We start from the raw sequence: 19,621 nt of genomic DNA on the forward strand, positions 1-19,621 counted from the left end.
ATATCGGCTCATTCGTTAAGTTTATTGAAGAAAAAATAAAGGTAATTTATGTAAAAAGTAAAACTGCATGAAAAAAACCGGCTGCTCAATAGCAGCCGGTTCTTTTATGTCTTAACTAAAGTTATTCTGAATCCTTGCCATAGGCCATCATACCGCCAACCATGTTCTTCACTTTATAACCGTTTTCCTGTAAAAAATGAGCTACATTCTCGCTTCTTTTTCCTGAGCGGCAGATGAGGATATGCTCCTCGTCTTTGTTGATCTCGTCTAAACGATTTGGAACTTCCATCATTTTGATATGCTTCGCCTCGGAAATTTTTCCTTCAGCGACTTCTTCATCCTCACGAACATCAATGAGAGAAATTGTTTCACCCTTTTTCAGCTTGCTTTTTACTTCTTCGGGAGTGATCGTTTTGATTTGATCTTCCATTATATTCACCTCTGTCAAAGTCTTTTATTAATTGGCTACGATGTTCACGAGCTTGCCAGGAACCGCAATCACTTTACGTACCGTTTTGCCTTCGATGCTGCTTTGGACCGCATCGCTATCCATCGCTGCCTGCTCCATGTCTTCTCTCGTTATATCAGCCGGTACGCTAAGCTTGGCTTTTACTTTACCGTTGATCTGTACAACGATTTCCACTTCTTTTTCCACTAGTTTCGCTTCGTCCCACACCGGCCAAGCTTCGTATGCGATAGACCCGCTGTGCCCTAGCTTTTCCCATAACTCCTCAGCAATATGCGGAGCGATCGGGGAAAGCAGCTTCACAAACCCTTCAGCAGCATACTTAGGAAGTACGTTTTGCTTATTGGCTTCGTTAACGAATACCATCAATTGAGAGATTCCTGTGTTAAAGCGAAGCCCCTCAAAATCTTCGGTGATCTTTTTCACCGTTTGATGATATACACGTTCAAAGGAATCTGTACCATGCTGATCTTGAATGGACGTGTTAAGCTCACCGTTATCTGCAACAAGCAGACGCCATACACGGTCAAGGAATCTGCGGGATCCATCCAAGCCGGTCGTACTCCATGCGATGGATGCATCTAGCGGTCCCATGAACATTTCATACATACGCAGAGTATCTGCTCCGTGGGAAGCTACGATTTCATCCGGGTTAACCACATTGCCTTTGGATTTACTCATTTTTTCATTGTTTTCACCAAGAATCATTCCCTGGTTGAACAACCGCTGAAACGGCTCTTTTGTGGAAACTACGCCTAGATCGTAAAGAACCTTATGCCAGAATCGCGCGTACAGCAAGTGAAGTACCGCATGCTCTGCACCGCCGATATAGATGTCCACCGGCAGCCAGTGCTTGATTTTCTCTGGATCTGCCAAAGCTTCACTGTTTTTAGGATCGATGTACCTTAGATAGTACCAGCAGCTTCCTGCCCATTGCGGCATGGTATTCGTTTCACGGCGTCCTTTCAAGCCGGTTTCCGGATCAACGACATTCACCCAGTCTTCTACGTTAGCTAAAGGGGATTCACCTGTGCCGGACGGCTTGATCTCTTTGACGATTGGCAAGCGCAGCGGAAGCTCTTCTTCTGGGACGTGTGTCATTGTTCCATCTTCCCAAAGGATGATCGGGATTGGTTCTCCCCAATAACGCTGGCGGGAGAACAGCCAGTCACGCAAACGGAAAGTGATTTTCTTTTCACCCTTGTGATTCTCTACAAGCCAGCTGTTCATTTTCTCAATGGCTTCTTCTTTTTCAAGACCGTTCAAGAAATCTGAATTAACATGTTTGCCGTCTCCTGCGTAGGCAGCTGTCTGTACGTCTCCGCCTTCTACGACTTCGATAATCGGAAGGTCAAATTTCACAGCAAATTCATGGTCACGCTCATCATGCCCAGGAACGGCCATGATCGCACCTGTACCATAGGTGGCAAGTACATAATCAGCGATCCAGATTGGCACCTTCTTGCCGTTTACCGGATTAACGGCATATGCGCCTGTGAACACACCGGTTTTTTCTTTGGCCAGCTCTGTACGCTCAAGATCGGATTTGGTTGCTACATCATTCTTATATTGTTCTACTGCTTCACTCTGCTCTTCTGTTGTAATTTCATTCACATAAGAGTGCTCAGGAGCAAGGACAAGGTACGTCGCCCCAAAAAGCGTATCCGGACGAGTCGTAAACACCGTTACCTGTTTGTCATGTCCGTCAATTCCAAAATGAACTTCCGCACCTTCTGAACGGCCGATCCAGTTTCTTTGCATCTCTTTCAAGCTTTCAGGCCAATCCAGCTCTTCCAAATCTTCAAGCAAACGGTCCGCATAAGCCGTAATTTTCAGCATCCACTGTCTCATCGGCTTACGGACGACGGGATGGCCGCCCCGCTCGCTCTTGCCGTCGATGACTTCTTCATTGGCAAGTACTGTGCCAAGCGCTTCACACCAGTTAACAGGCACTTCATCAACATAGGCCAATCCTTTTTTATACAGCTGGATGAAAATCCACTGTGTCCATTTGTAGTATTCCGGATCAGTTGTGTTTACTTCACGGTCCCAGTCATAAGAGAAGCCTAGCTCTTTGATCTGGCGGCGGAATGTATTGATGTTCTTTTCAGTAAACTCGGCAGGGTCATTACCGGTATCAAGCGCATATTGCTCAGCCGGAAGACCGAACGCATCCCATCCCATTGGGTGTAGCACGTTATAATCCTGCATGCGTTTCATTCGGGAAAGGATGTCCGTTGCTGTGTAACCTTCCGGATGTCCTACGTGAAGACCGGCTCCAGACGGGTAAGGAAACATATCCAGTGCATAGAATTTCTTCTTGGAGTATTCCTCTTCCGTTTTGAACGTTTTATTCTTTTCCCAGTACTGCTGCCATTTCGGCTCAATCTTTTTGTGATCGTAATGCATATTTTCTCTTCCTCCCTGTCACTTACATTCATCCTTTAGCAAATTAAAGGCAAAATAAAAAACCTTCCGCCCCTAAATCATTCAGGGACGAAAGGTTGTGTTTATGTCATCATAACCTGCCGCGGTACCACCCACATTAGCGCAAAAGAACACGCTCGCTCATTGGTCCCTTAACGCGGGTGTACGGCAAAAGCTAAAGCTTTCTTTTCACTTTTGCAACTACAAGGTGAGTTCAAAAAGGTTCAGGGTTGACTTGCACCGTCCGTCAACTCTCTATATCCTTCTGCTTTTTTACTGATCCTTATCATCGTAATTTACCATATTTAACTTGTATTGTATGAATTCAAACGTCAAATGTCAAGTCTGCTTGCTACTCAGCTTAGCCCTTTTTTCCTAGTTATATACCAGATTCAAAGAATGGCCGGATCAAGCTGTCCACCAAGTTCGCCACATAAGGAACAATTGTATTAAAAATCGGATAGATGGTATATCTGTCCAGCGGCGTAATGATAAGGATCAAAAAAATGATCACACCAATATGTTCATATTGAATCATCTTGGCCCTGATTCGGTTAGGTGCCAAGTCTTCCAATACACGATAGCCATCCAAAGGCGGGATCGGCAATAAATTAAACACAAACAGCAGAACATTCAAATAAACGAGCATGTTGATCATCTTGTCGATAAAGTCGACTCCCTTTTCCGGCACACTGTCCACTACACCGGTTGAAAAGAGGGCATAAAAGATGATAACTCCTATTATTGCAATTAAAATATTGCTCAGAGGTCCCGCGATTGATACGAGAATGCTATATAAATGAGGACGTTTAAAATTCCTGCGGTCCACAGGCACTGGCCGAGCCCAGCCAAAACCGGCGATCAATAAAAGGATCGTACCGATCGGATCAAGATGGGCAACAGGTGAAAGCGTCAATCGGCCCTGGTCTTTAGCCGTAGAATCACCGCACAGATACGCTGCATAAGCATGAGCAAATTCATGAACCGTAAACGCAATAACCAATGAAATAATGACAAAAGGCATCTCTTGTAAGTTAAAAGCCAAGAAGTTTTCCATTCAGCTCTCCTATCTAACCTGTCTTTTTCTGTGAAAGGCCTCCAACAGCAATCTTCCGGTCATAGATTTGAGTAAGCACAATACTGATCATAAACAAAACAAAAATCACGCCGAAAACAGACTTCATTCCCCACACATCTGCAAGAATTCCGCCAAAAGACGGGCCGATCATCCGCCCGGCCGTTGCCGTACTGTTGACGATTCCCTGATAAAAACCTACCCTTCCTGCCGGAGCCAGATCATTGGCGATGGACGGCACACCCGGCCAGACGAACATTTCACCTATCGTCAAAATGACCATGGCTCCCATAAAACCTGAGAATGCTTCGGCACGGCTGACCGTTACAAATGAAACGATAAAAATAAGATAGCCTACGAGAATTTGAGTTTTTGTTGAAGTAATCCAGTGTTTTAATATGTAGGCCAGCACGGGCTGCAGCAATACGATCAATGCTCCGTTAACTGTCCAAAGCAGACTGTAAAGCTTCAGGCTTATCCCCGCCTCCTGCGTAAAAACGGCAATGGTCGATTGCCATTGCACATAGCTGATCCAGGCCAGCAAGTAACCGCCGCACAAAATCAGAAGCCCGGTAAAGATGGTTTTGTTCTTAATCTTAGAATCTTGCGTTAAAATCGTTTCTGGTGCAATTTCGGAAGCTTTATTGCTGATACCCTTATACCCGAACAGAACGAGCAGGAAAAACAGCGCACAAAGCAATGCGTTACCGACAAAAGACCATTGAAAGGAATAGGAAGCGACAAGCCCACCGCATGCCGCACCGGCAGCAACACCGACGTTCTGAGCGACATAGATGGCGTTAAACGCTTTTCTTCCTCCTTCTTTCCAAACGGTTCCCGCCATCGCGTACATCGATGGAAAAGTAATACCCATGCCAAAACCGATGACAGCCAGGAGAGAAGCGTAGAACATAAAATCATGATAAAAAACAAGCATAATCAGGGCTGCCAATGTGACAGATACACCAGTGAGTATGGCTCTGTATCCCCCAAGACGGTCAAACACAATACCCCCGGCAAGATTCCCGAGAACCCCCGCTCCTGAGTTACACATGAGCACGATGCCGGCGACTGTCAATGACTTGTGAAGATGCTCATGGATATAAATGGTATTCACCGGCCACAAAAACGATGCTCCCGTAACATTCAGGACCATTCCAATCACCAGCAGCCAAAGCGGTCTAGGCAATCAAAGCCCCCCTAACAAGAAAGAAATACCCCTAAGTATTGTAGAGCTTTTTATGCCCGGTGACAATCCGCAGATACGCCTTTTCCCATAAAATCACTCATTTTCTTCCTGTTGGAGATTTGCTCCCCCCGTGCTAAAATGGCTTGTAGTGTGTAAGAAGGGGCTTGGGTATAGCTCAGGCGCCCGAATGCGGGATTTCAGCTCAAAACGGCCCTTTCAGCTTTTCTAACTAAGGAGTGACACAATGTCTCAATCGATTATTCCCGCCCATTATGGCGATAAACGTTTTTATACATGGAATCAGCATCTGCGGAGCCATTTTAATGAGAAGATTATTAAGATTCCGCTGGATGGCGGGTTTGACTGCCCGAATCGTGACGGGAAAGCTGCTTATGGCGGCTGTACGTTCTGTTCTCAGAGCGGGTCCGGTGATTTTGCCGGAGACCGGCGGGATGACTTGATTACCCAGTTCAACACCGTTAAAGAACGCATGCACCTCAAATGGAAAAAGGGGAAATATCTCGGGTATTTTCAAGCCTTCTCCAACACATACGCACCGGTTGAAAAACTTCGCGAAATGTTTGAGACGGTCTTGGAACAGGAAGGTGTAGTAGGCCTTGCGATCGCGACCCGCCCGGATTGTCTCCCTGATGATGCAGTTGAATATCTCGCTGATCTGAACGAACGGACCTATCTATGGGTGGAGCTTGGTCTGCAAACGGTCCATGAACGGACAGCTCTGCTTATTAACCGTGCACACGATTATCAAACGTATGTTGATGGCGTTAATAAGCTCCGTAAGCATAATATTCGTGTATGCTCCCACATTATTAACGGGCTTCCCCTGGAAACACCTGAAATGATGATGGAGACCGCGAAAGAAGTCGCCAAGCTCGATGTGCAGGGCATAAAGATCCATCTGCTGCACTTGTTGAAAAAAACGCCGATGGTAAAGCAATATGACCAGGGAATGCTGGAATTTTTAGATTTTGATACGTATGTCGGGCTCGTTTGCGACCAGCTCGAAATCCTTTCCCCTGACATGATGATCCACCGTCTCACTGGTGACGGACCGCCTGATCTGCTGATTGGGCCGATGTGGAGCATGAACAAGTGGAAAGTACTGAATGCCATTGAATCCGAAATGGAACGCAGGGACAGCTTTCAAGGGAAATTTTATAAAAAGGAAACGGTACAACCACTATGAAGATCCAGGGTATACTTCCGTTTGCACGGACATTGCTGGAAAGTGCGGTTCTAAAAGGCAGTGCTGTCATTGACGCCACATGCGGAAATGGCCATGACACATTATTCCTTTCCCGCCTCGTCGGAAGAGAGGGCAATGTTTTTGGTTTTGATATACAAGAAGAGGCGATTGTAAACACTAGAAAACGTCTGCTGGAGCATGAGGCCGAAAATAATGTAACGCTTTTTAACACCGGACATCATCATATGAAATCATATATCCCAGATTCGTTTCACGGAAAAATAGCCTGTGCTGTTTTTAATCTCGGCTATTTGCCTGGCGGAGATAAAGAAATTGTAACTCAGAGTGAATCCACCATCGAAGCCATTAACCAGCTTTTTGATCTGCTGGCGCCGGGAGGCCTTGCTGTATTGGTGATCTACCACGGACACCCGGAAGGAAAAACGGAAAGAGACGCAGTTATGGAATATGCTCAGGGCCTCGATCAGCAAATGGCTCATGTCCTGCAGTACGGATTCATCAACCAAAAGAACGATCCTCCCTTTATTGTCGCCATTGAGAAAAGATAAAAAGGAGTGGAATCTGCCGCAGCAGTTTCCGCTCCTTTTTTAGATGGAAGGTCTTACTCTTTGCATTAGTCTTCGGTTCATATAGAAAAAGAGAGTATAGCTTCCGCCCATTCTCATGATTTTTCCTGCCGTCTTTTTAATTCCCGGATGGCGGTCGACTTTTTGGTCAGCCAGATAGATGCCTAATAGACCACGGTTGATCAATTTATGAAACTTGCGGTCTGGCAGGCGGTCAATGCTGTTATCCGCTTGCTGGACGAAATGCCCAAACCGCTCAAGAAGCTGATTGCCGTTTTCGTAATAAGAGCAAAAATTAAGGTCGCCGCCCTCTTTATCTTCTTCCTGATCCACAAAATAGTCGAGCAGAATATGAAGGCCTTGCACCCACGGAAAGTAGCCGTTCTTAATGACTTTCACTTGTTCCTTCGTAAGGCTTTCCTGTGATGCATACGAAACGAGGCAAAAAATACCGAGCGTTGAACCTGTACAAGCTGAGAACTCATACCAGCTCATCGCTGGGATAGAATCTTTATGGCTGCTGAACCAAGCCTGCAGCCGCGGAACTCTTTCTTCAATGACCACGTGCTTATGTATTTGCAGATCACAATAATAGTGAGCCAAATCAAGCAATGAATCTGAGATTGAATCGTAATGCGGTATTTCACTAAGAATGGTCTGGCAGGTTTGAACAAGGCTCCATAAATAATCCCCGTCATTCTGATCATCCCTCATGCGATAATAATTTTTGCGTTCTGCACCCGGTGTAAGCGCATGAATCATGGATTCGTGAAGAGCCTCAAAATCCAGCGGGTCCAGCGATGTGCTTCTGTCACAAAGATTATCCAGATAGTCGCTGATCGTCTGATAAGCCACTACAAATTCGATCACTCTTTTTCTTTGATCTCCGGCCAGGAGGGCCAGAATCGCTCCTCCCTGGCAGTGAAATTCCTTCGTATCAATGCTCATCAATGCTTGTTTTCTAAGTTCTTCGTTCGGAATCAATTCTGCTTTTTCACGCCATTGTTCAAGAAAGAGAGAAACATCGGGCAGAACATTGCGATAGATGCGATACATTAATGCCCATGGTTGATTCGGTACACTCATTCAATTCCCACCCCTAGCAATTATCAAAAAATCAAAAATGCAGATTCAAATAGGATTTAATAAATTTAAACACGTCGTCCCTTTCCGGTTCATTCAGTACTTCATGATACAGTCCGGGATATTCTTTGTACATTTTGTCGTGCAGTTCTAACTGGTTAAACCAGTCACGGACAGCCAGTTTGTCCACGATCCGGTCATCTCCTGCCTGAATGACGAGCAGCGGAATGTTTGGAAACCGGCCGGTATGTGTATTGGCCATCTTCATTGCATTCACAAGCTCCCGGTACCATCTGACAGATACACGGTCTACAAGAAGGGTGTCCGTTGAATCCCGGAGCAATACCTGCTCATTCCTTGTTTTATTTACAGGTTCAATGTTTGCAGCAAATTTAACAGATGGCGCCACTTTATTCAATACTTTTGACAAGGTGTCAATTCCCTTCGACGGCTGGCTCGCGAGTCCGAGACATGGAGACGAAAGAATGATGCCCTTGATATTAAAGGATCTTTCCGTAACCGCACGGATCGAAGCAAGCCCGCCCATGCTGTGGCCGAAGAGAAATACGGGCAGGTAGTAGTGAGCAGCTTCACCAATCCACGTCTCAATGGCCGTGATGTATTCATCAAACGAGTCGATGTGCCCCCTGCGGCGAGTCGTCGTCCCCTGTCCTGGAAGATCTCCCATCAGGACGTGAAAGCCAGCCAGATTAAATTGCTGAATCACCCATTCATAGCGCCCATGGTATTCTCCAGCGCCATGGACCATAATGACGACACCCTTAGCTTCGTCCTTAGTTTCCCACTTCCACATAACCCCATCCCCTTCTCGAAATAATTTTCAATTAAACTTTCATTTGATAGAATAGGTTGAAAAGCTGAAGCGCTTTGTTTTTATTATTTTATACGAAATAGGATGTGATATTTTGATCTACCCTTACAATGGCAAACACCCGGTTATCTCAGAGACTGCCTATATTGCGGATTATGTAACCATTACAGGCGATGTTACGATCGGTGAATACAGCTCTATTTGGTTTAACTCGTCGATACGCGGAGATGTTTCTCCTACCATTATCGGTAATAGCGTCAATGTTCAGGATAATTCTGTTCTTCACCAGAGCCCTAATCGGCCTCTTATTCTGGAAGACGGAGTAACCGTGGGGCACAGCGTGATCTTACATAGCAGCATCATTCGAAAAAACGCACTGATCGGCATGGGATCTCTTGTACTTGACGGCGCTGAAATCGGTGAAGGAGCGTTTATCGGAGCCGGCAGCCTCGTACCTCCGGGCAAAAAGATTCCGCCGAACACCCTTGCATTCGGCCGTCCTGCCAAAGTGATCCGGGAACTGAACGCAGAAGATATTGCCGACATGGACAGGATCCGCCGCGAATACCAAGAAAAAGGGCAATATTATAAATCACTTTCAGAAACAGACTGACGCTCTCCGTTAAATTCTATTAAATTTCCATCTGGATCACTGACATAAACCTGATGCCACGGTGTTTTATTATCCGGCTTATTTAAATAAGGTATTTGATGGTGGTCCAGCTTTTTTAACAGTCTCGGAATATCTGTAACACGGATGGCAAAATGGCCATCCCTGCTATCCAATTCATCTGTTCCTCTCAAAGCCTTGCCTTTTACGTTTGTGATCAAATGAAGCTGTGTTGCCCCAAAATCGTACCAAACACCTGGAAAGCCGAATTGAGGCCGCTCTTTGCTCGCTGAAAAACCCAAGATTCCCTCATAAAAATAAAGTGCTTTTTTCAAATCAGTAACTACTAGTGAGACATGATGGACTCCTTCGTACATGGCTTCCCCTTTCTTTCCTCTTTATTTTCCGTTCATCACTTTTCTTTTCTTGATAAATCATACCATAAGATGTTTTCTTATTTAAATTGTAGGCTCTATCCTGATAAAATCCACATAATCGCCACCGTTAGAAAATAATTTAGTAAAAGTACGATTGTCGGAGGTGAAATCCTTTGAAACATGTAAAATCCTATGTTCCTTTCCATAGCAGGTTCGATCCATGCCAGCCGATCGGAAGAAAGTATTATTCTACTCCTCCTCACTTATATATGACATTCCAGCCCTATAACCTGCCGCAGTTCTCACCACAGGAAGCATTAAAAAAAGGAACGCTTTGGCCGGCATTTTATGATTACTATGAAAATCCTTATGAAAGAAGGAGTTGATCAGGAATGGAAACAGGCCTTCCAGCTGAGTATTATCAGCTCCTCGAGGAATTACAGGCGGTTGATTTTGTGCTTGTTGAATTAACCCTGTATTTAGATACCCATCCAAATGACACAGCCAGCATTCATCAGTTCAATCATTACGCCCAGGAACGCAAAAAATTGAAGAAAGCCATTGAGTCAAAATATGGGCCGATGCAGCAATACGGAAACAGTTATTCAGGTGCTCCCTGGGATTGGAACAAAGGCCCTTGGCCGTGGCAGGTATAAAAGTAAAAGCATGGGAGGGCAACTATGTGGATTTATGAAAAAAAGCTGCAATATCCCGTTAAAGTCAGCACATGCAATCCGATGCTGGCTAAGTTTTTGGTTGAACAATATGGGGGGGCAGACGGTGAGCTTGCTGCTGCATTACGGTATTTGAATCAGCGGTATACGATCCCTGACAAGGTCATCGGCTTGCTCACCGACATAGGAACAGAGGAGTTTGCCCATCTTGAGATGATTGCCACGATGATCTATAAATTGACAAAGGATGCCACTCCCCAGCAGATGAAGGATGCAGGGCTCGATACCCACTATGCCAATCATGACAGCGCGCTCTTTTATCATAATGCAGACGGTGTGCCATTTACTACAGCTTATATTCAAGCCAAAGGAGATCCGATCGCTGACCTGTACGAAGACATTGCAGCAGAGGAAAAAGCACGTGCTACGTATCAATGGCTGATCGACATGTCGGATGATCCAGACCTCAATGACGGGCTGAGGTTTTTGAGGGAAAGGGAGATCATCCACTCTATGCGGTTCCGTGAAGCTGTTGAAATTCTAAAAGAAGAGCGTGATCAGAAGGTTTTCTTTTAACCTCATTTATACCGGAAGCTGCAAACCGCTTGAATTCATCCAGGCGGTTTTTTTCATTTATTTACAATTTCTTCACACTGCCTTTAAACAGCGGCAATAAACCTCTTGTAATCTGAAAGGGAAATCGTTATCAAGCAAGGAGGACTTCCATGGCAAGAGTAACCGGCTGGATCTATGAAAAGGAATGTGATGTGTTTAAATGGGTGAACGGCAGACTGCAGCACCGTTTGCTGGATAAGTATTTCAATGTGATCACACACATTGGCGGAGCAACGTGCACCATTCTAACTACACTGCTTCTCCTGCTTACCATTCCTGCAGATCTGAAGAAATTTGCTGCTGCAGGAATCCTGTCTCTTATTCTCAGCCATATTCCTGTTGCGATTTCAAAGAAATGCTATCCCCGGAAACGCCCTTATCTGATGATCCCGGGTACTAAGACCTTCAGTAATCCGCTGAAAGACCATTCTTTCCCTTCAGGGCATACGACCGCGATCTTTTCGGTCATCATCCCGCTCGCTTTCATCCATCCCGGATTGCTTACCTTACTGCTTCCGCTCGGATTGTCTGTTGGCATCTCGCGTATGTATCTAGGCCTTCATTACCCAACCGACGTGCTCGCCGGTATGATCCTCGGGATCAGCTCAGGAATCTTTTCCGTGTTTTTACTCAACGTTTATCTCGTTCCTTACTTTTTATAAAATTTAGGAGGGGTTTCATGAAAAAAGCACCACAGGAAAACCGTTTGATGATTGTGCAAGAAATCAGTCCGAATCTCAAACCAAGAATCGACCTAGCAGCAATCTTCAAGCTTCCTGTATTCATGAAAACCTTTGTGCATAAACCTCCAGATTTAATTGAAAAGGTGCCAGGCACCTTTCAAAAATAAACAAGTCAAAAACAGTCGAAATGTGTCGCGCTTTAACAAATTGAAAATAAAAGTTCCGTTTTTGAACATAAATTTGATTTTTTGAACATAAAATTAGTTTTTTGAACATAAAACAAAAAATTTGAAAATAAAAACTTAAAATCATTTAATAAAGTTAGTTCTCCACACTTAATGAGTTAAAAAACTTCCAATTATGACGCTTATTCAAGCTTTTCCCCTACCCATTCGCTAAACCAAAACCTTAACAAACGACTAAAAACTAAGAAAAACCGGCCCAAAGGCCGGTTTTTCTTAATATTACGCGTTTGCTTGATCTTTAAGTGCTTCTGCTTTATCTGTTTTTTCCCAAGGAAGCTCAACGTCTGTACGGCCAAAGTGTCCGTATGCCGCTGTCTGTTTGTAGATCGGACGGCGAAGGTCAAGCATTTTAATGATTCCCGCAGGACGAAGGTCGAAGTTTTGGCGCACAAGATCAACCAATACTTCTTCAGAAACTTTTCCTGTTTCGAATGTGTTAACTGCGATCGATACAGGCTGTGCTACACCGATTGCATATGCAAGCTGAACTTCTACTTTGTCAGCAAGTCCGGAAGCAACGATGTTTTTCGCTACGTAACGAGCGGCGTACGCTGCAGAACGGTCAACTTTAGTTGCATCTTTACCGGAGAATGCTCCACCACCGTGGCGAGCATATCCGCCATACGTATCAACTATGATCTTACGGCCAGTTAATCCAGCATCACCTTGTGGGCCGCCGATAACGAAACGGCCAGTCGGATTGATGAAGTATTTTGTCTTTTCGTCAATCAATTCTGCAGGTACAACAGGCTTGATGACTTGTTCTTTAATGTCGGCTTGAATTTGCTCAAGTGTAATTTCCGGATGGTGCTGAGTGGAGATAACAATCGTATCGATACGAACCGGTTTGTCATCCTCATCATATTCCACCGTTACTTGAGTTTTACCATCCGGACGAAGGTAAGGAACTTCTTCGGTTTTACGCACTTCAGCCAATCGGCGGGACAGGCGGTGTGCCAAAGAGATCGGAAGTGGCATAAGCTCAGGTGTTTCATTGTTGGCATAACCAAACATAAGACCTTGGTCACCAGCACCGATCGCTTCGATTTCTTCATCAGTCATTGAGCCTTCACGAGCTTCAAGCGCTTGGTCAACACCCATCGCAATATCCGCAGACTGCTCATCAATGGATGTAAGAACTGCGCATGTTTCAGAATCGAAACCGTATTTTGCACGGTCATAGCCGATTTCTTTAATCGTTTCGCGAACGACTTTTGGAATATCAACATAAGTAGAAGTGGTGATTTCACCAGCAACAAGCACAAGGCCTGTCGTTACGGATGTTTCACAAGCGACACGTGCGTTCGGGTCGTTTGCAAGGATTTCATCCAGGATCGCATCGGAAATTTGGTCACAAATTTTATCCGGATGCCCTTCCGTAACTGATTCAGATGTAAAAAGACGACGACTTTTAGACAATTGAGATCCTCCTTCTCTATTGAAAGCATAGAGCAATTTTTTTATAAGATACGGTACTCATTCCTATATGGATACTTTGTTTTGTAAAATATTCAGGTTCAAACTGTTCTTAGACATAAAAAAAGCCTTTCCCTGGACCTAAAATACACGAGGGAAAAGGTCTTATGTCTACGCCTTCACCTCTTATTTTCAAGGTTTTTTCACCTTGCAGGTTAGCACCTTTTCACTTCACTGCACAAGGTGCATAGTGATGATGAAGTGTCGGTTGCTGGGTTTCATAGGGCCTGTCCCTCCACCTACTCGGAATAAGAGTAGCCGTTCCCGAAATATAATAGCGCAGTTCGACAAACCTGTCAACTTGAAAAGCTATACTTTCCCGCTCCAGCGGGAGAATAGGCGATCCTTCAAACGGAATTAGTACCTATTATATATGAAAGATTAAGCTTTTAAAAACAAAGAGCCTGATTTATGAACCAATTTACAATTTGTTAAATAAAATAGTATACATTATTTGTTCCAATGTGTTATACTAATTTCGAATTTACTTACGATATTAATGATAAATATATTTCTTAAAAGGATGGTTTTGCGAACATGAATACGGTTGATTTAACGACGACTTTAGATGACATTCTATCCAGCGCTGCTACTCATGAAAATCTACCTGTACCTATGCTTGTTGAAAAGGCGCTGCTCCGAAATGAAGGCATTTTATCTTCAACCGGTGCTCTCAGGGCCACTACTGGAAAATATACTGGACGTTCTCCTGAAGACAAATTCATCGTGGATGAAGCTAGCACACAAGATAAAATAAACTGGGGCAAAATCAATAAGCCCTTTAACGAAGAGAAATTTGAACAGCTCTATAAAAAAGTACTTCATTACTTAGGACAAAAAGAGGAATTGTTTGTATTCAAAGGATTTGCTGGTGCCGACCACGCGTACAGGATGCCTATTCAGGTGATTAATGAATTCGCTTGGCATAACCTGTTTGCCCACCAAATGTTCATCCGTCCGACTGCTGAAGAACTAAAAGGAATCGAAGCGGGATTCACCGTGGTATCTGCACCTGGATTTCAAGCAGATCCTGCTGTAGACGGGACCAATTCTGAAACCTTTATTATTATATCATTTGAGAAGCGTATCGTATTGATCGGAGGAACTGAATATGCAGGAGAAATTAAAAAGTCTATCTTCTCAGTCATGAACTACATTCTTCCTGAAAAAGGGATCCTTTCTATGCATTGCTCCGCAAATGTCGGGCAGGAAGGCGATGTAGCTCTGTTCTTCGGATTATCCGGTACCGGGAAAACTACGCTCTCTGCTGATCCGCATCGTTCATTGATCGGTGACGACGAACATGGCTGGGCTAATACTGGTGTGTTTAATATTGAGGGCGGCTGCTATGCAAAATGCATCAACCTCTCTGAAGAAAAAGAACCGCAGATCTGGAATGCAATCCGTTTTGGAAGCGTTCTCGAAAATGTCGTTCTTGACCATGAAACACGCGTAGGTGATTATAACGACGGTACGTTGACTGAAAATACTAGGGCTGCCTATCCAATTCAGGCGATCCCGAATATTATCCAGCCAAGTGTTGCTGGTCATCCGAACACGATCATCTTCCTGACAGCTGATGCATTCGGCGTATTGCCTCCGATCAGCAAACTGACAAAAGAACAGGCTATGTATCATTTCCTTTCCGGCTACACGAGCAAACTCGCCGGAACAGAACGAGGAATCACTTCTCCTCAAGCGACCTTCTCAACATGCTTCGGTGCGCCGTTCCTTCCATTGGAAGCAACTGTATATGCCGAAATGCTTGGAGAAAAAATCGATCATCATGAAGTAGAAGTATACCTGGTGAATACCGGATGGTCAGGCGGAGAATATGGTGTCGGCAAGCGCATGAACCTTTCCTACACAAGAGCCATGGTTCAGGCTGCCCTTCAAGGGGAATTAAAATCTGTAGAGACGGTAACCGACCCTATTTTTGGACTGCATACTCCAGTACATTGCCCAGGTGTTCCTGATCAAGTACTTCAGCCGAAAAAGACTTGGGAGAACCCGGAAGATTACGACCGCAAAGCAAAAGAACTTGCAGGTAAGTTCAAGGAAAACTTCGAAAAATTCAACAATGTGCCAGCAGAAATTAAAAGTGCAGGACCGCTTTGCTAACTAGCATCAACTAAAACCCATCTAAAACCGCTTCCCAGCCGAAGCGGTTTTTATTTTCCATAAAAAGGTTGAAATCGACACTTATGTCGCTTATAATAACGACATAAGTGTCATTTTAATTCTGAGGAGTGATCTCATGGAAAAGAAAGCAGGTAATACATTAAGTCAGAACAAATCTTTTATGTTTTTAATGTCGGCACAGGTCATTTCCAATCTTGGTGACTGGCTTAGCATCATGGCTATTTTTTCATTGATGGCTTTTAAATGGAACGCCTCACCGCTGGAGATGTCATTTGTCATTATTTCACTTGGACTCCCCATGACGGTTCTTGGACCGGTTGCTGGCGTGATCGCCGATCGCATGAACCGTAAAACCATCATGGTCTGTTCTGATTTTTTTCGCTGTATCATTATTCTTGGTTTGATCGTTGCATCTGTGTCTTGGCATGTGTACATTCTGCTCATTCTTCTGGGAATCTTCTCCTCTCTCTTTATTCCCGCCAAAAGCGGCATGCTGAAAGAAATCGTGTCCGATGACGATATGCAGCAGGCTGCTTCGATCAGCTCTGTCATTCAGGACGCGACGAAGATTATCGGTCCTGCCATCAGTGGATTTTTAGTAACCACGGCTGGAATCAGCAGCGTTTTTATTCTTGATTCAGCCAGCTTTCTCTTGTCCGCTTTGCTGCTGTTCGTGCTTCCAGGTGTTAAACCGCTTCACGAAAAAGAAAAACGCACAAAAGGATCTGTTATATCAGATTTAAAAGAAGGCTTTCAATATATAAAAACCGTACGCTTTATTTTGTTTGGCACTGGTCTCATGTTTGTTTCCATGTTGATCTTGCAGATGGCGGATGCCCAGTTTTCCGTTCTGATCCGATTACTCGAGACGGGCAGCCCGGCATTGGTAGGTTTAGTGGTCACTTGCTCAGGAGTTGGCTTTCTCGTAACCGGCTTATGTTTGACAAAATGGCAGATCAGATCTCCATGGCTGGCAATGACGATCGGTATCTTCTCGCTTGGAGGCGGTTTTATGATCATGGGATATCTGGCTTCTCTCCAGCTTCCCCACCCATTTATCTGGGCTCCTTCGCTAACCTTCTTAGCTGCCTCAGGTGCAGGTTTAATCTTCATCCCTTTCAATACAGCCGTTCAGAGACTAACACCCGTTCATATGACAGGAAGAGTATTTGGCCTGACGGGAAGCATTATAATGCTAGCGACACTTATAGGCCCGGTGACTGGCGGATTGGCTGGAAATCAATTCGGAGTGATCTCCGTATTTATTGTTTCTGGCGCTGGACTTGTTACAATAAGCATAGCGGCATTGTTTTTACGAAAATCGATTGAACGGAGCGATCAGTATGTCACCGAAAGTGCCTCACGAGCACAAGGAACAACGACAGCGTGAAATTTTAATGGCATCTAAAAAAGTGTTTGCCCAAAAAGGCTATGAAGCTGCCTCTATTAAAGACATCATGGATGCCACATCCATTAGCAGGGGCGGGATCTATGCCTACTTCTCAAACAAAGAGCACATCTTTCTTTCTCTATTGGAACAAATGATGGAGGATAACCGCACGGAGCTGGATGAGCTCCTTCAAAAGAATAATGGATCCGTTTGGAAAACTCTCCTTACCATATTGGATGACTACAGAAAGGCTGAATACGAAGATACGGAAAATCTTTTTAGTGCGGCAATCGTTGAGTACGGAATTACGCATTGGCGAAAACCGGAAAACAGAGATTACATCGAAAAACGATACGAAGGTGCTGCCGGTATTTTTAGCGTGCTAATCCAAAGGGGTGTGGACGCCGGTGAGTTTAAACCGATTGCCCCCGTTGATGATATTAGCCGGTTCATGATTAGCTTTCTTGATGGGTTAGCCATTTCAGCGATTAGTCTGACCCATGGCCTCATGCGTACCGGAAAACAGATGGATCTTTTTGAATCCACTTTAAAAATGATGCTCAACGTACAAAAGCCGGACTTGTCACAAAGGTGACAGCTCCGGCTTTTCTTTGTTTTGCGTTTTCATCCACTCACAAAAAGCATAGGTTATTTTCCGGTTTTCCTGCGGCGGAAAATGATGAGTATATTGCGGGTAGAACCAGGTTTCTACGTTTTTCTTTGGCTCCAGGCATTCTTTCAGCATTATAGAATGCTTGATTCCAACATTTTCATCACGGCTTCCATGGATTAATAAGAGCGGAACGTTAAGTTCTTCGCAGAAATATACAGGTGAACGTGTCCTATACCCCTCCGGATTTTTAGCAGGTGATCCGCCGATGACCCTTTTCATCATTTTGCGGAGGTCTACTCGTTCTTCATAGGTAAGGGTCATGTCAGAAACGCCTCCCCATATGACGAGTGAGCGGGCTTCAGGAAACTTTAACGCTGTAAAAAACGCCATTGGACCGCCTCTGGAAAACCCAAAGATATGAAGCTGATCCTGATCAACAGAAGGCAGTGAACGGAGCACCTCAAACGCATGAAATGCATCACACCGGTCTTCCCCGCAGAAATCTTCTCGTCCCTCTCCCCCTTCATTTCCCCGATAAAACGGAGCCATCACAACAAACCCCTGTGAAGCAAGCTGGATGATTCTCGGAATCCGTACCATCCCTACTTTTTTAATCCCTCCCCGTAAATATAAAAATCCAGGAAGATGCTTTGTCTGATGTTCAGGGATAGCTAACAGCCCTTTTACGGTTAATCCTTCACTCTTATATGTAATCTTGAATAACGTAATCTGTGGATGCGGTGATGGAAATCGTTGTGCATGAGTGATCAGGCTGCTTCCTAACAACACGCATTCCTCCTTTTTTTCATTAGGCCAACACACAATTTTTCAACTCACATAAAGTATTACATGAAATGCAAAACTTCATTCGAACATAAAGGAGGCACACCGCTTGAAACGGATAAAAGCTCATATCATGCTCTGCTTAACACTACTTCTCACTGCCTGTCTGCTATTGTCGGCATGCTCATCTGATAACTCCGAAAAGCAAAAACGCGATAAAGTAAGAATTGCCGAAGTGACCCGCTCCATTTTCTATGCTCCCCAATATGTTGCTATAGAAAAAGGGTTCTTTAAAGATGAGGGGATTGATATCGATTTAAAAACCACGTGGGGCGGCGATAAAACGATGACGACCCTGCTGTCTAACGGAGCTGATATTGCCCTCGTAGGCTCTGAAACTTCCATTTACGTTGATGCCCAAGGCTCCAGTGATCCGGTCATCAACTTTGCACAGCTGACTCAAACGGACGGAACCTTTTTGGTCGCAAGGAAAAAGCCAAACTATTTTTCATGGGATCAGTTAAAAGGCAGTACCTTTCTCGGACAGAGAAAAGGCGGAATGCCGCAGATGGCCGGCGAGTTCAGTTTGAAGAAGCACGGCATTGACCCTCATAAAGATGTGAAGCTGATCCAGAACATCGATTTTGCGAATATCGCTAACGCCTTCGCCTCAGGAACCGGCGACTATGTACAGCTGTTCGAGCCCCAAGCCAGTCTTTTTGAACAGAAGGGCATCGGCCATGTTGTTGCGTCATTTGGTGAAGAATCCGGCAAGCTTCCCTATACTTCTTACATGTCAAAACAAAGCTATATAAAAAAACACGGAGATGTACTGAAACGCTTTACGAAGGCCCTCTATAAAGCCCAGCTGTATGTTGAAACACATTCTGCAAAAGAAACCGCCACTCTCATTGCTCCGTATTTTGAAGATACATCGGTTGATCTCATCGAAAAGGTAGTCGACCGCTATAAAGGACAGCACAGCTATGCGGTCAATCCGATCCTTGAAGAAGGAGCATGGAGCAACCTGCAAGCTGTTATGAAAGAAGCGGGAGAACTTCCAAAGAAAGCTGATTACAACAAACTGGTTAACACCACTTTTTCCCGTGATGCAACGAAATAAACCTTAAATAGTAATGGAGGGATC

The 19,621-nt window shown here is 44.6% G+C and carries 21 protein-coding genes, 1 riboswitch and 1 other annotated feature; of the genes, 12 read left to right on the plus strand and 9 right to left on the minus strand.

The window, feature by feature from the left end; translation table 11 throughout:
• Positions 1-121 precede the first annotated feature (121 nt).
• The 4 genes from LCY76_RS16160 to LCY76_RS16175 all read right to left on the minus strand — a co-directional run bounded on the left by LCY76_RS16160 (position 122) and on the right by LCY76_RS16175 (position 5,157).
• A complete protein-coding gene (locus tag LCY76_RS16160; protein ID WP_248253467.1) occupies positions 122-430 on the minus strand; it encodes a rhodanese-like domain-containing protein in 309 nt (102 codons plus the stop codon).
• 27 nt (positions 431-457) lie between these two features.
• Positions 458-2,875, minus strand: coding sequence for a leucine--tRNA ligase (gene leuS, locus LCY76_RS16165; RefSeq protein WP_248253468.1), 2,418 nt, complete (start codon positions 2,873-2,875; stop codon positions 458-460).
• An 80-nt stretch (positions 2,876-2,955) separates the two neighbouring features.
• Positions 2,956-3,192: a binding site (T-box leader), on the minus strand.
• An 80-nt stretch (positions 3,193-3,272) separates the two neighbouring features.
• A complete protein-coding gene (locus LCY76_RS16170; protein WP_062233662.1) occupies positions 3,273-3,950 on the minus strand; it encodes a site-2 protease family protein in 678 nt (225 codons plus the stop codon).
• A 13-nt stretch (positions 3,951-3,963) separates the two neighbouring features.
• The gene (locus LCY76_RS16175) at positions 3,964-5,157 is read right to left on the minus strand and encodes an MDR family MFS transporter (protein WP_248253469.1); all 1,194 of its coding nucleotides are present in this window, start codon (positions 5,155-5,157) and stop codon (positions 3,964-3,966) included.
• Between the two features lie 244 nt (positions 5,158-5,401).
• Between LCY76_RS16175 and mnmL the strand changes: the two genes are divergently transcribed.
• Positions 5,402-6,364, plus strand: a complete 963-nt coding sequence (mnmL, locus tag LCY76_RS16180; RefSeq protein ID WP_248253470.1) for a tRNA modification radical SAM protein MnmL/YtqA — start codon at positions 5,402-5,404, stop codon at positions 6,362-6,364.
• Positions 6,361-6,933 carry a tRNA 5-(aminomethyl)-2-thiouridylate-methyltransferase MnmM gene (mnmM, locus tag LCY76_RS16185; protein WP_248253471.1) on the plus strand — a complete coding sequence of 191 codons (573 nt, stop codon included), beginning with the start codon at positions 6,361-6,363 and terminating at the stop codon, positions 6,931-6,933. Before mnmL ends, mnmM begins: the two co-directional genes overlap by 4 nt.
• 39 nt (positions 6,934-6,972) lie before the next feature.
• Here mnmM and LCY76_RS16190 read toward each other — a convergent pair whose 3' ends face one another.
• Positions 6,973-8,037: a tetraprenyl-beta-curcumene synthase family protein gene (locus LCY76_RS16190; RefSeq protein WP_248253472.1), complete on the minus strand. Its 1,065-nt coding sequence runs from the start codon at positions 8,035-8,037 to the stop codon at positions 6,973-6,975.
• Positions 8,038-8,068: 31 nt separating this feature from the next.
• Positions 8,069-8,848, minus strand: a complete 780-nt coding sequence (locus tag LCY76_RS16195) for an alpha/beta hydrolase (RefSeq protein ID WP_248253473.1) — start codon at positions 8,846-8,848, stop codon at positions 8,069-8,071.
• Between the two features lie 112 nt (positions 8,849-8,960).
• Between LCY76_RS16195 and LCY76_RS16200 the strand changes: the two genes are divergently transcribed.
• Positions 8,961-9,479, plus strand: coding sequence for a gamma carbonic anhydrase (locus tag LCY76_RS16200; RefSeq protein WP_248253474.1), 519 nt, complete (start codon positions 8,961-8,963; stop codon positions 9,477-9,479).
• Here the strand turns inward: LCY76_RS16200 and LCY76_RS16205 are convergent.
• Positions 9,452-9,853: a VOC family protein gene (locus LCY76_RS16205; RefSeq protein ID WP_248253475.1), complete on the minus strand. Its 402-nt coding sequence runs from the start codon at positions 9,851-9,853 to the stop codon at positions 9,452-9,454. The genes LCY76_RS16200 and LCY76_RS16205 overlap by 28 nt on opposite strands.
• A 173-nt stretch (positions 9,854-10,026) precedes the next feature.
• Between LCY76_RS16205 and LCY76_RS16210 the strand changes: the two genes are divergently transcribed.
• The 5 genes from LCY76_RS16210 (at position 10,027) to LCY76_RS16230 (ending at position 11,992) form a co-directional block, all read left to right on the plus strand.
• A complete protein-coding gene (locus LCY76_RS16210) occupies positions 10,027-10,239 on the plus strand; it encodes a spore coat associated protein CotJA (protein ID WP_248253476.1) in 213 nt (70 codons plus the stop codon).
• A 6-nt stretch (positions 10,240-10,245) separates the two neighbouring features.
• Positions 10,246-10,509, plus strand: coding sequence for a spore coat protein CotJB (locus LCY76_RS16215; RefSeq protein WP_248253477.1), 264 nt, complete (start codon positions 10,246-10,248; stop codon positions 10,507-10,509).
• Between the two features lie 24 nt (positions 10,510-10,533).
• Positions 10,534-11,103 carry a manganese catalase family protein gene (locus tag LCY76_RS16220; protein ID WP_248253478.1) on the plus strand — a complete coding sequence of 190 codons (570 nt, stop codon included), beginning with the start codon at positions 10,534-10,536 and terminating at the stop codon, positions 11,101-11,103.
• A gap of 149 nt (positions 11,104-11,252) precedes the next feature.
• Positions 11,253-11,804 (plus strand): phosphatase PAP2 family protein, encoded by a 552-nt coding sequence (locus LCY76_RS16225; protein ID WP_248253479.1) that lies wholly within the window; start codon positions 11,253-11,255, stop codon positions 11,802-11,804.
• Positions 11,805-11,821: 17 nt separating this feature from the next.
• Complete coding sequence (locus LCY76_RS16230) at positions 11,822-11,992, plus strand: hypothetical protein (protein WP_248253480.1); 171 nt, start codon at positions 11,822-11,824, stop codon at positions 11,990-11,992.
• Between the two features lie 297 nt (positions 11,993-12,289).
• Here the strand turns inward: LCY76_RS16230 and metK are convergent, their stop codons facing one another.
• Complete coding sequence (metK, locus tag LCY76_RS16235; RefSeq protein ID WP_248253481.1) at positions 12,290-13,489, minus strand: methionine adenosyltransferase; 1,200 nt, start codon at positions 13,487-13,489, stop codon at positions 12,290-12,292.
• A gap of 180 nt (positions 13,490-13,669) precedes the next feature.
• Positions 13,670-13,801, minus strand: a riboswitch (SAM riboswitch).
• Positions 13,802-14,083: 282 nt separating this feature from the next.
• Between metK and pckA the strand changes: the two genes are divergently transcribed.
• The 3 genes from pckA (at position 14,084) to LCY76_RS16250 (ending at position 17,673) form a co-directional block, all read left to right on the plus strand.
• Positions 14,084-15,667 carry a phosphoenolpyruvate carboxykinase (ATP) gene (gene pckA, locus LCY76_RS16240; protein WP_248253482.1) on the plus strand — a complete coding sequence of 528 codons (1,584 nt, stop codon included), beginning with the start codon at positions 14,084-14,086 and terminating at the stop codon, positions 15,665-15,667.
• Positions 15,668-15,803: 136 nt separating this feature from the next.
• Positions 15,804-17,078, plus strand: a complete 1,275-nt coding sequence (locus tag LCY76_RS16245; RefSeq protein WP_248253483.1) for an MFS transporter — start codon at positions 15,804-15,806, stop codon at positions 17,076-17,078.
• Complete coding sequence (locus LCY76_RS16250) at positions 17,032-17,673, plus strand: TetR/AcrR family transcriptional regulator (protein ID WP_248253484.1); 642 nt, start codon at positions 17,032-17,034, stop codon at positions 17,671-17,673. The genes LCY76_RS16245 and LCY76_RS16250 overlap by 47 nt, the downstream gene beginning before the upstream one ends.
• On the opposite strand, the gene LCY76_RS16255 is transcribed toward LCY76_RS16250, so the two are convergent.
• Positions 17,662-18,462, minus strand: a complete 801-nt coding sequence (locus tag LCY76_RS16255) for an alpha/beta hydrolase family protein (RefSeq protein WP_248254701.1) — start codon at positions 18,460-18,462, stop codon at positions 17,662-17,664. The two genes, LCY76_RS16250 and LCY76_RS16255, sit on opposite strands and share 12 nt — an antisense overlap.
• 145 nt (positions 18,463-18,607) lie before the next feature.
• On the opposite strand from LCY76_RS16255, the gene LCY76_RS16260 reads away from it, so the two are divergent.
• Positions 18,608-19,597 (plus strand): ABC transporter substrate-binding protein, encoded by a 990-nt coding sequence (locus LCY76_RS16260; RefSeq protein ID WP_248254702.1) that lies wholly within the window; start codon positions 18,608-18,610, stop codon positions 19,595-19,597.
• Positions 19,598-19,621 lie beyond the last annotated feature (24 nt).

It is taken from the genome of Fictibacillus marinisediminis (assembly GCF_023149135.1).
GTDB lineage: Bacteria > Bacillota > Bacilli > Bacillales > Fictibacillaceae > Fictibacillus_C > Fictibacillus_C marinisediminis.

What these genes read in the sequence shown, in the direction of transcription:
- LCY76_RS16160 (WP_248253467.1), bottom strand. Translation starts at nt 430, where the DNA reads ATGGAAGATCAAATCAAAACGATCACTCCCGAAGAAGTAAAAAGCAAG.
- LCY76_RS16260 (WP_248254702.1), top strand. Translation starts at nt 18,608, where the DNA reads ATGCTCTGCTTAACACTACTTCTCACTGCCTGTCTGCTATTGTCGGCA.
- LCY76_RS16215 (WP_248253477.1), top strand. Translation starts at nt 10,246, where the DNA reads ATGGAAACAGGCCTTCCAGCTGAGTATTATCAGCTCCTCGAGGAATTA.
- LCY76_RS16170 (WP_062233662.1), bottom strand. Translation starts at nt 3,950, where the DNA reads ATGGAAAACTTCTTGGCTTTTAACTTACAAGAGATGCCTTTTGTCATT.
- LCY76_RS16230 (WP_248253480.1), top strand. Translation starts at nt 11,822, where the DNA reads ATGAAAAAAGCACCACAGGAAAACCGTTTGATGATTGTGCAAGAAATC.
- mnmM (WP_248253471.1), top strand. Translation starts at nt 6,361, where the DNA reads ATGAAGATCCAGGGTATACTTCCGTTTGCACGGACATTGCTGGAAAGT.
- LCY76_RS16245 (WP_248253483.1), top strand. Translation starts at nt 15,804, where the DNA reads ATGGAAAAGAAAGCAGGTAATACATTAAGTCAGAACAAATCTTTTATG.
- leuS (WP_248253468.1), bottom strand. Translation starts at nt 2,875, where the DNA reads ATGCATTACGATCACAAAAAGATTGAGCCGAAATGGCAGCAGTACTGG.
- LCY76_RS16190 (WP_248253472.1), bottom strand. Translation starts at nt 8,037, where the DNA reads ATGAGTGTACCGAATCAACCATGGGCATTAATGTATCGCATCTATCGC.
- LCY76_RS16250 (WP_248253484.1), top strand. Translation starts at nt 17,032, where the DNA reads ATGTCACCGAAAGTGCCTCACGAGCACAAGGAACAACGACAGCGTGAA.
- mnmL (WP_248253470.1), top strand. Translation starts at nt 5,402, where the DNA reads ATGTCTCAATCGATTATTCCCGCCCATTATGGCGATAAACGTTTTTAT.
- LCY76_RS16195 (WP_248253473.1), bottom strand. Translation starts at nt 8,848, where the DNA reads ATGTGGAAGTGGGAAACTAAGGACGAAGCTAAGGGTGTCGTCATTATG.
- LCY76_RS16220 (WP_248253478.1), top strand. Translation starts at nt 10,534, where the DNA reads ATGTGGATTTATGAAAAAAAGCTGCAATATCCCGTTAAAGTCAGCACA.
- LCY76_RS16205 (WP_248253475.1), bottom strand. Translation starts at nt 9,853, where the DNA reads ATGTACGAAGGAGTCCATCATGTCTCACTAGTAGTTACTGATTTGAAA.
- pckA (WP_248253482.1), top strand. Translation starts at nt 14,084, where the DNA reads ATGAATACGGTTGATTTAACGACGACTTTAGATGACATTCTATCCAGC.
- LCY76_RS16225 (WP_248253479.1), top strand. Translation starts at nt 11,253, where the DNA reads ATGGCAAGAGTAACCGGCTGGATCTATGAAAAGGAATGTGATGTGTTT.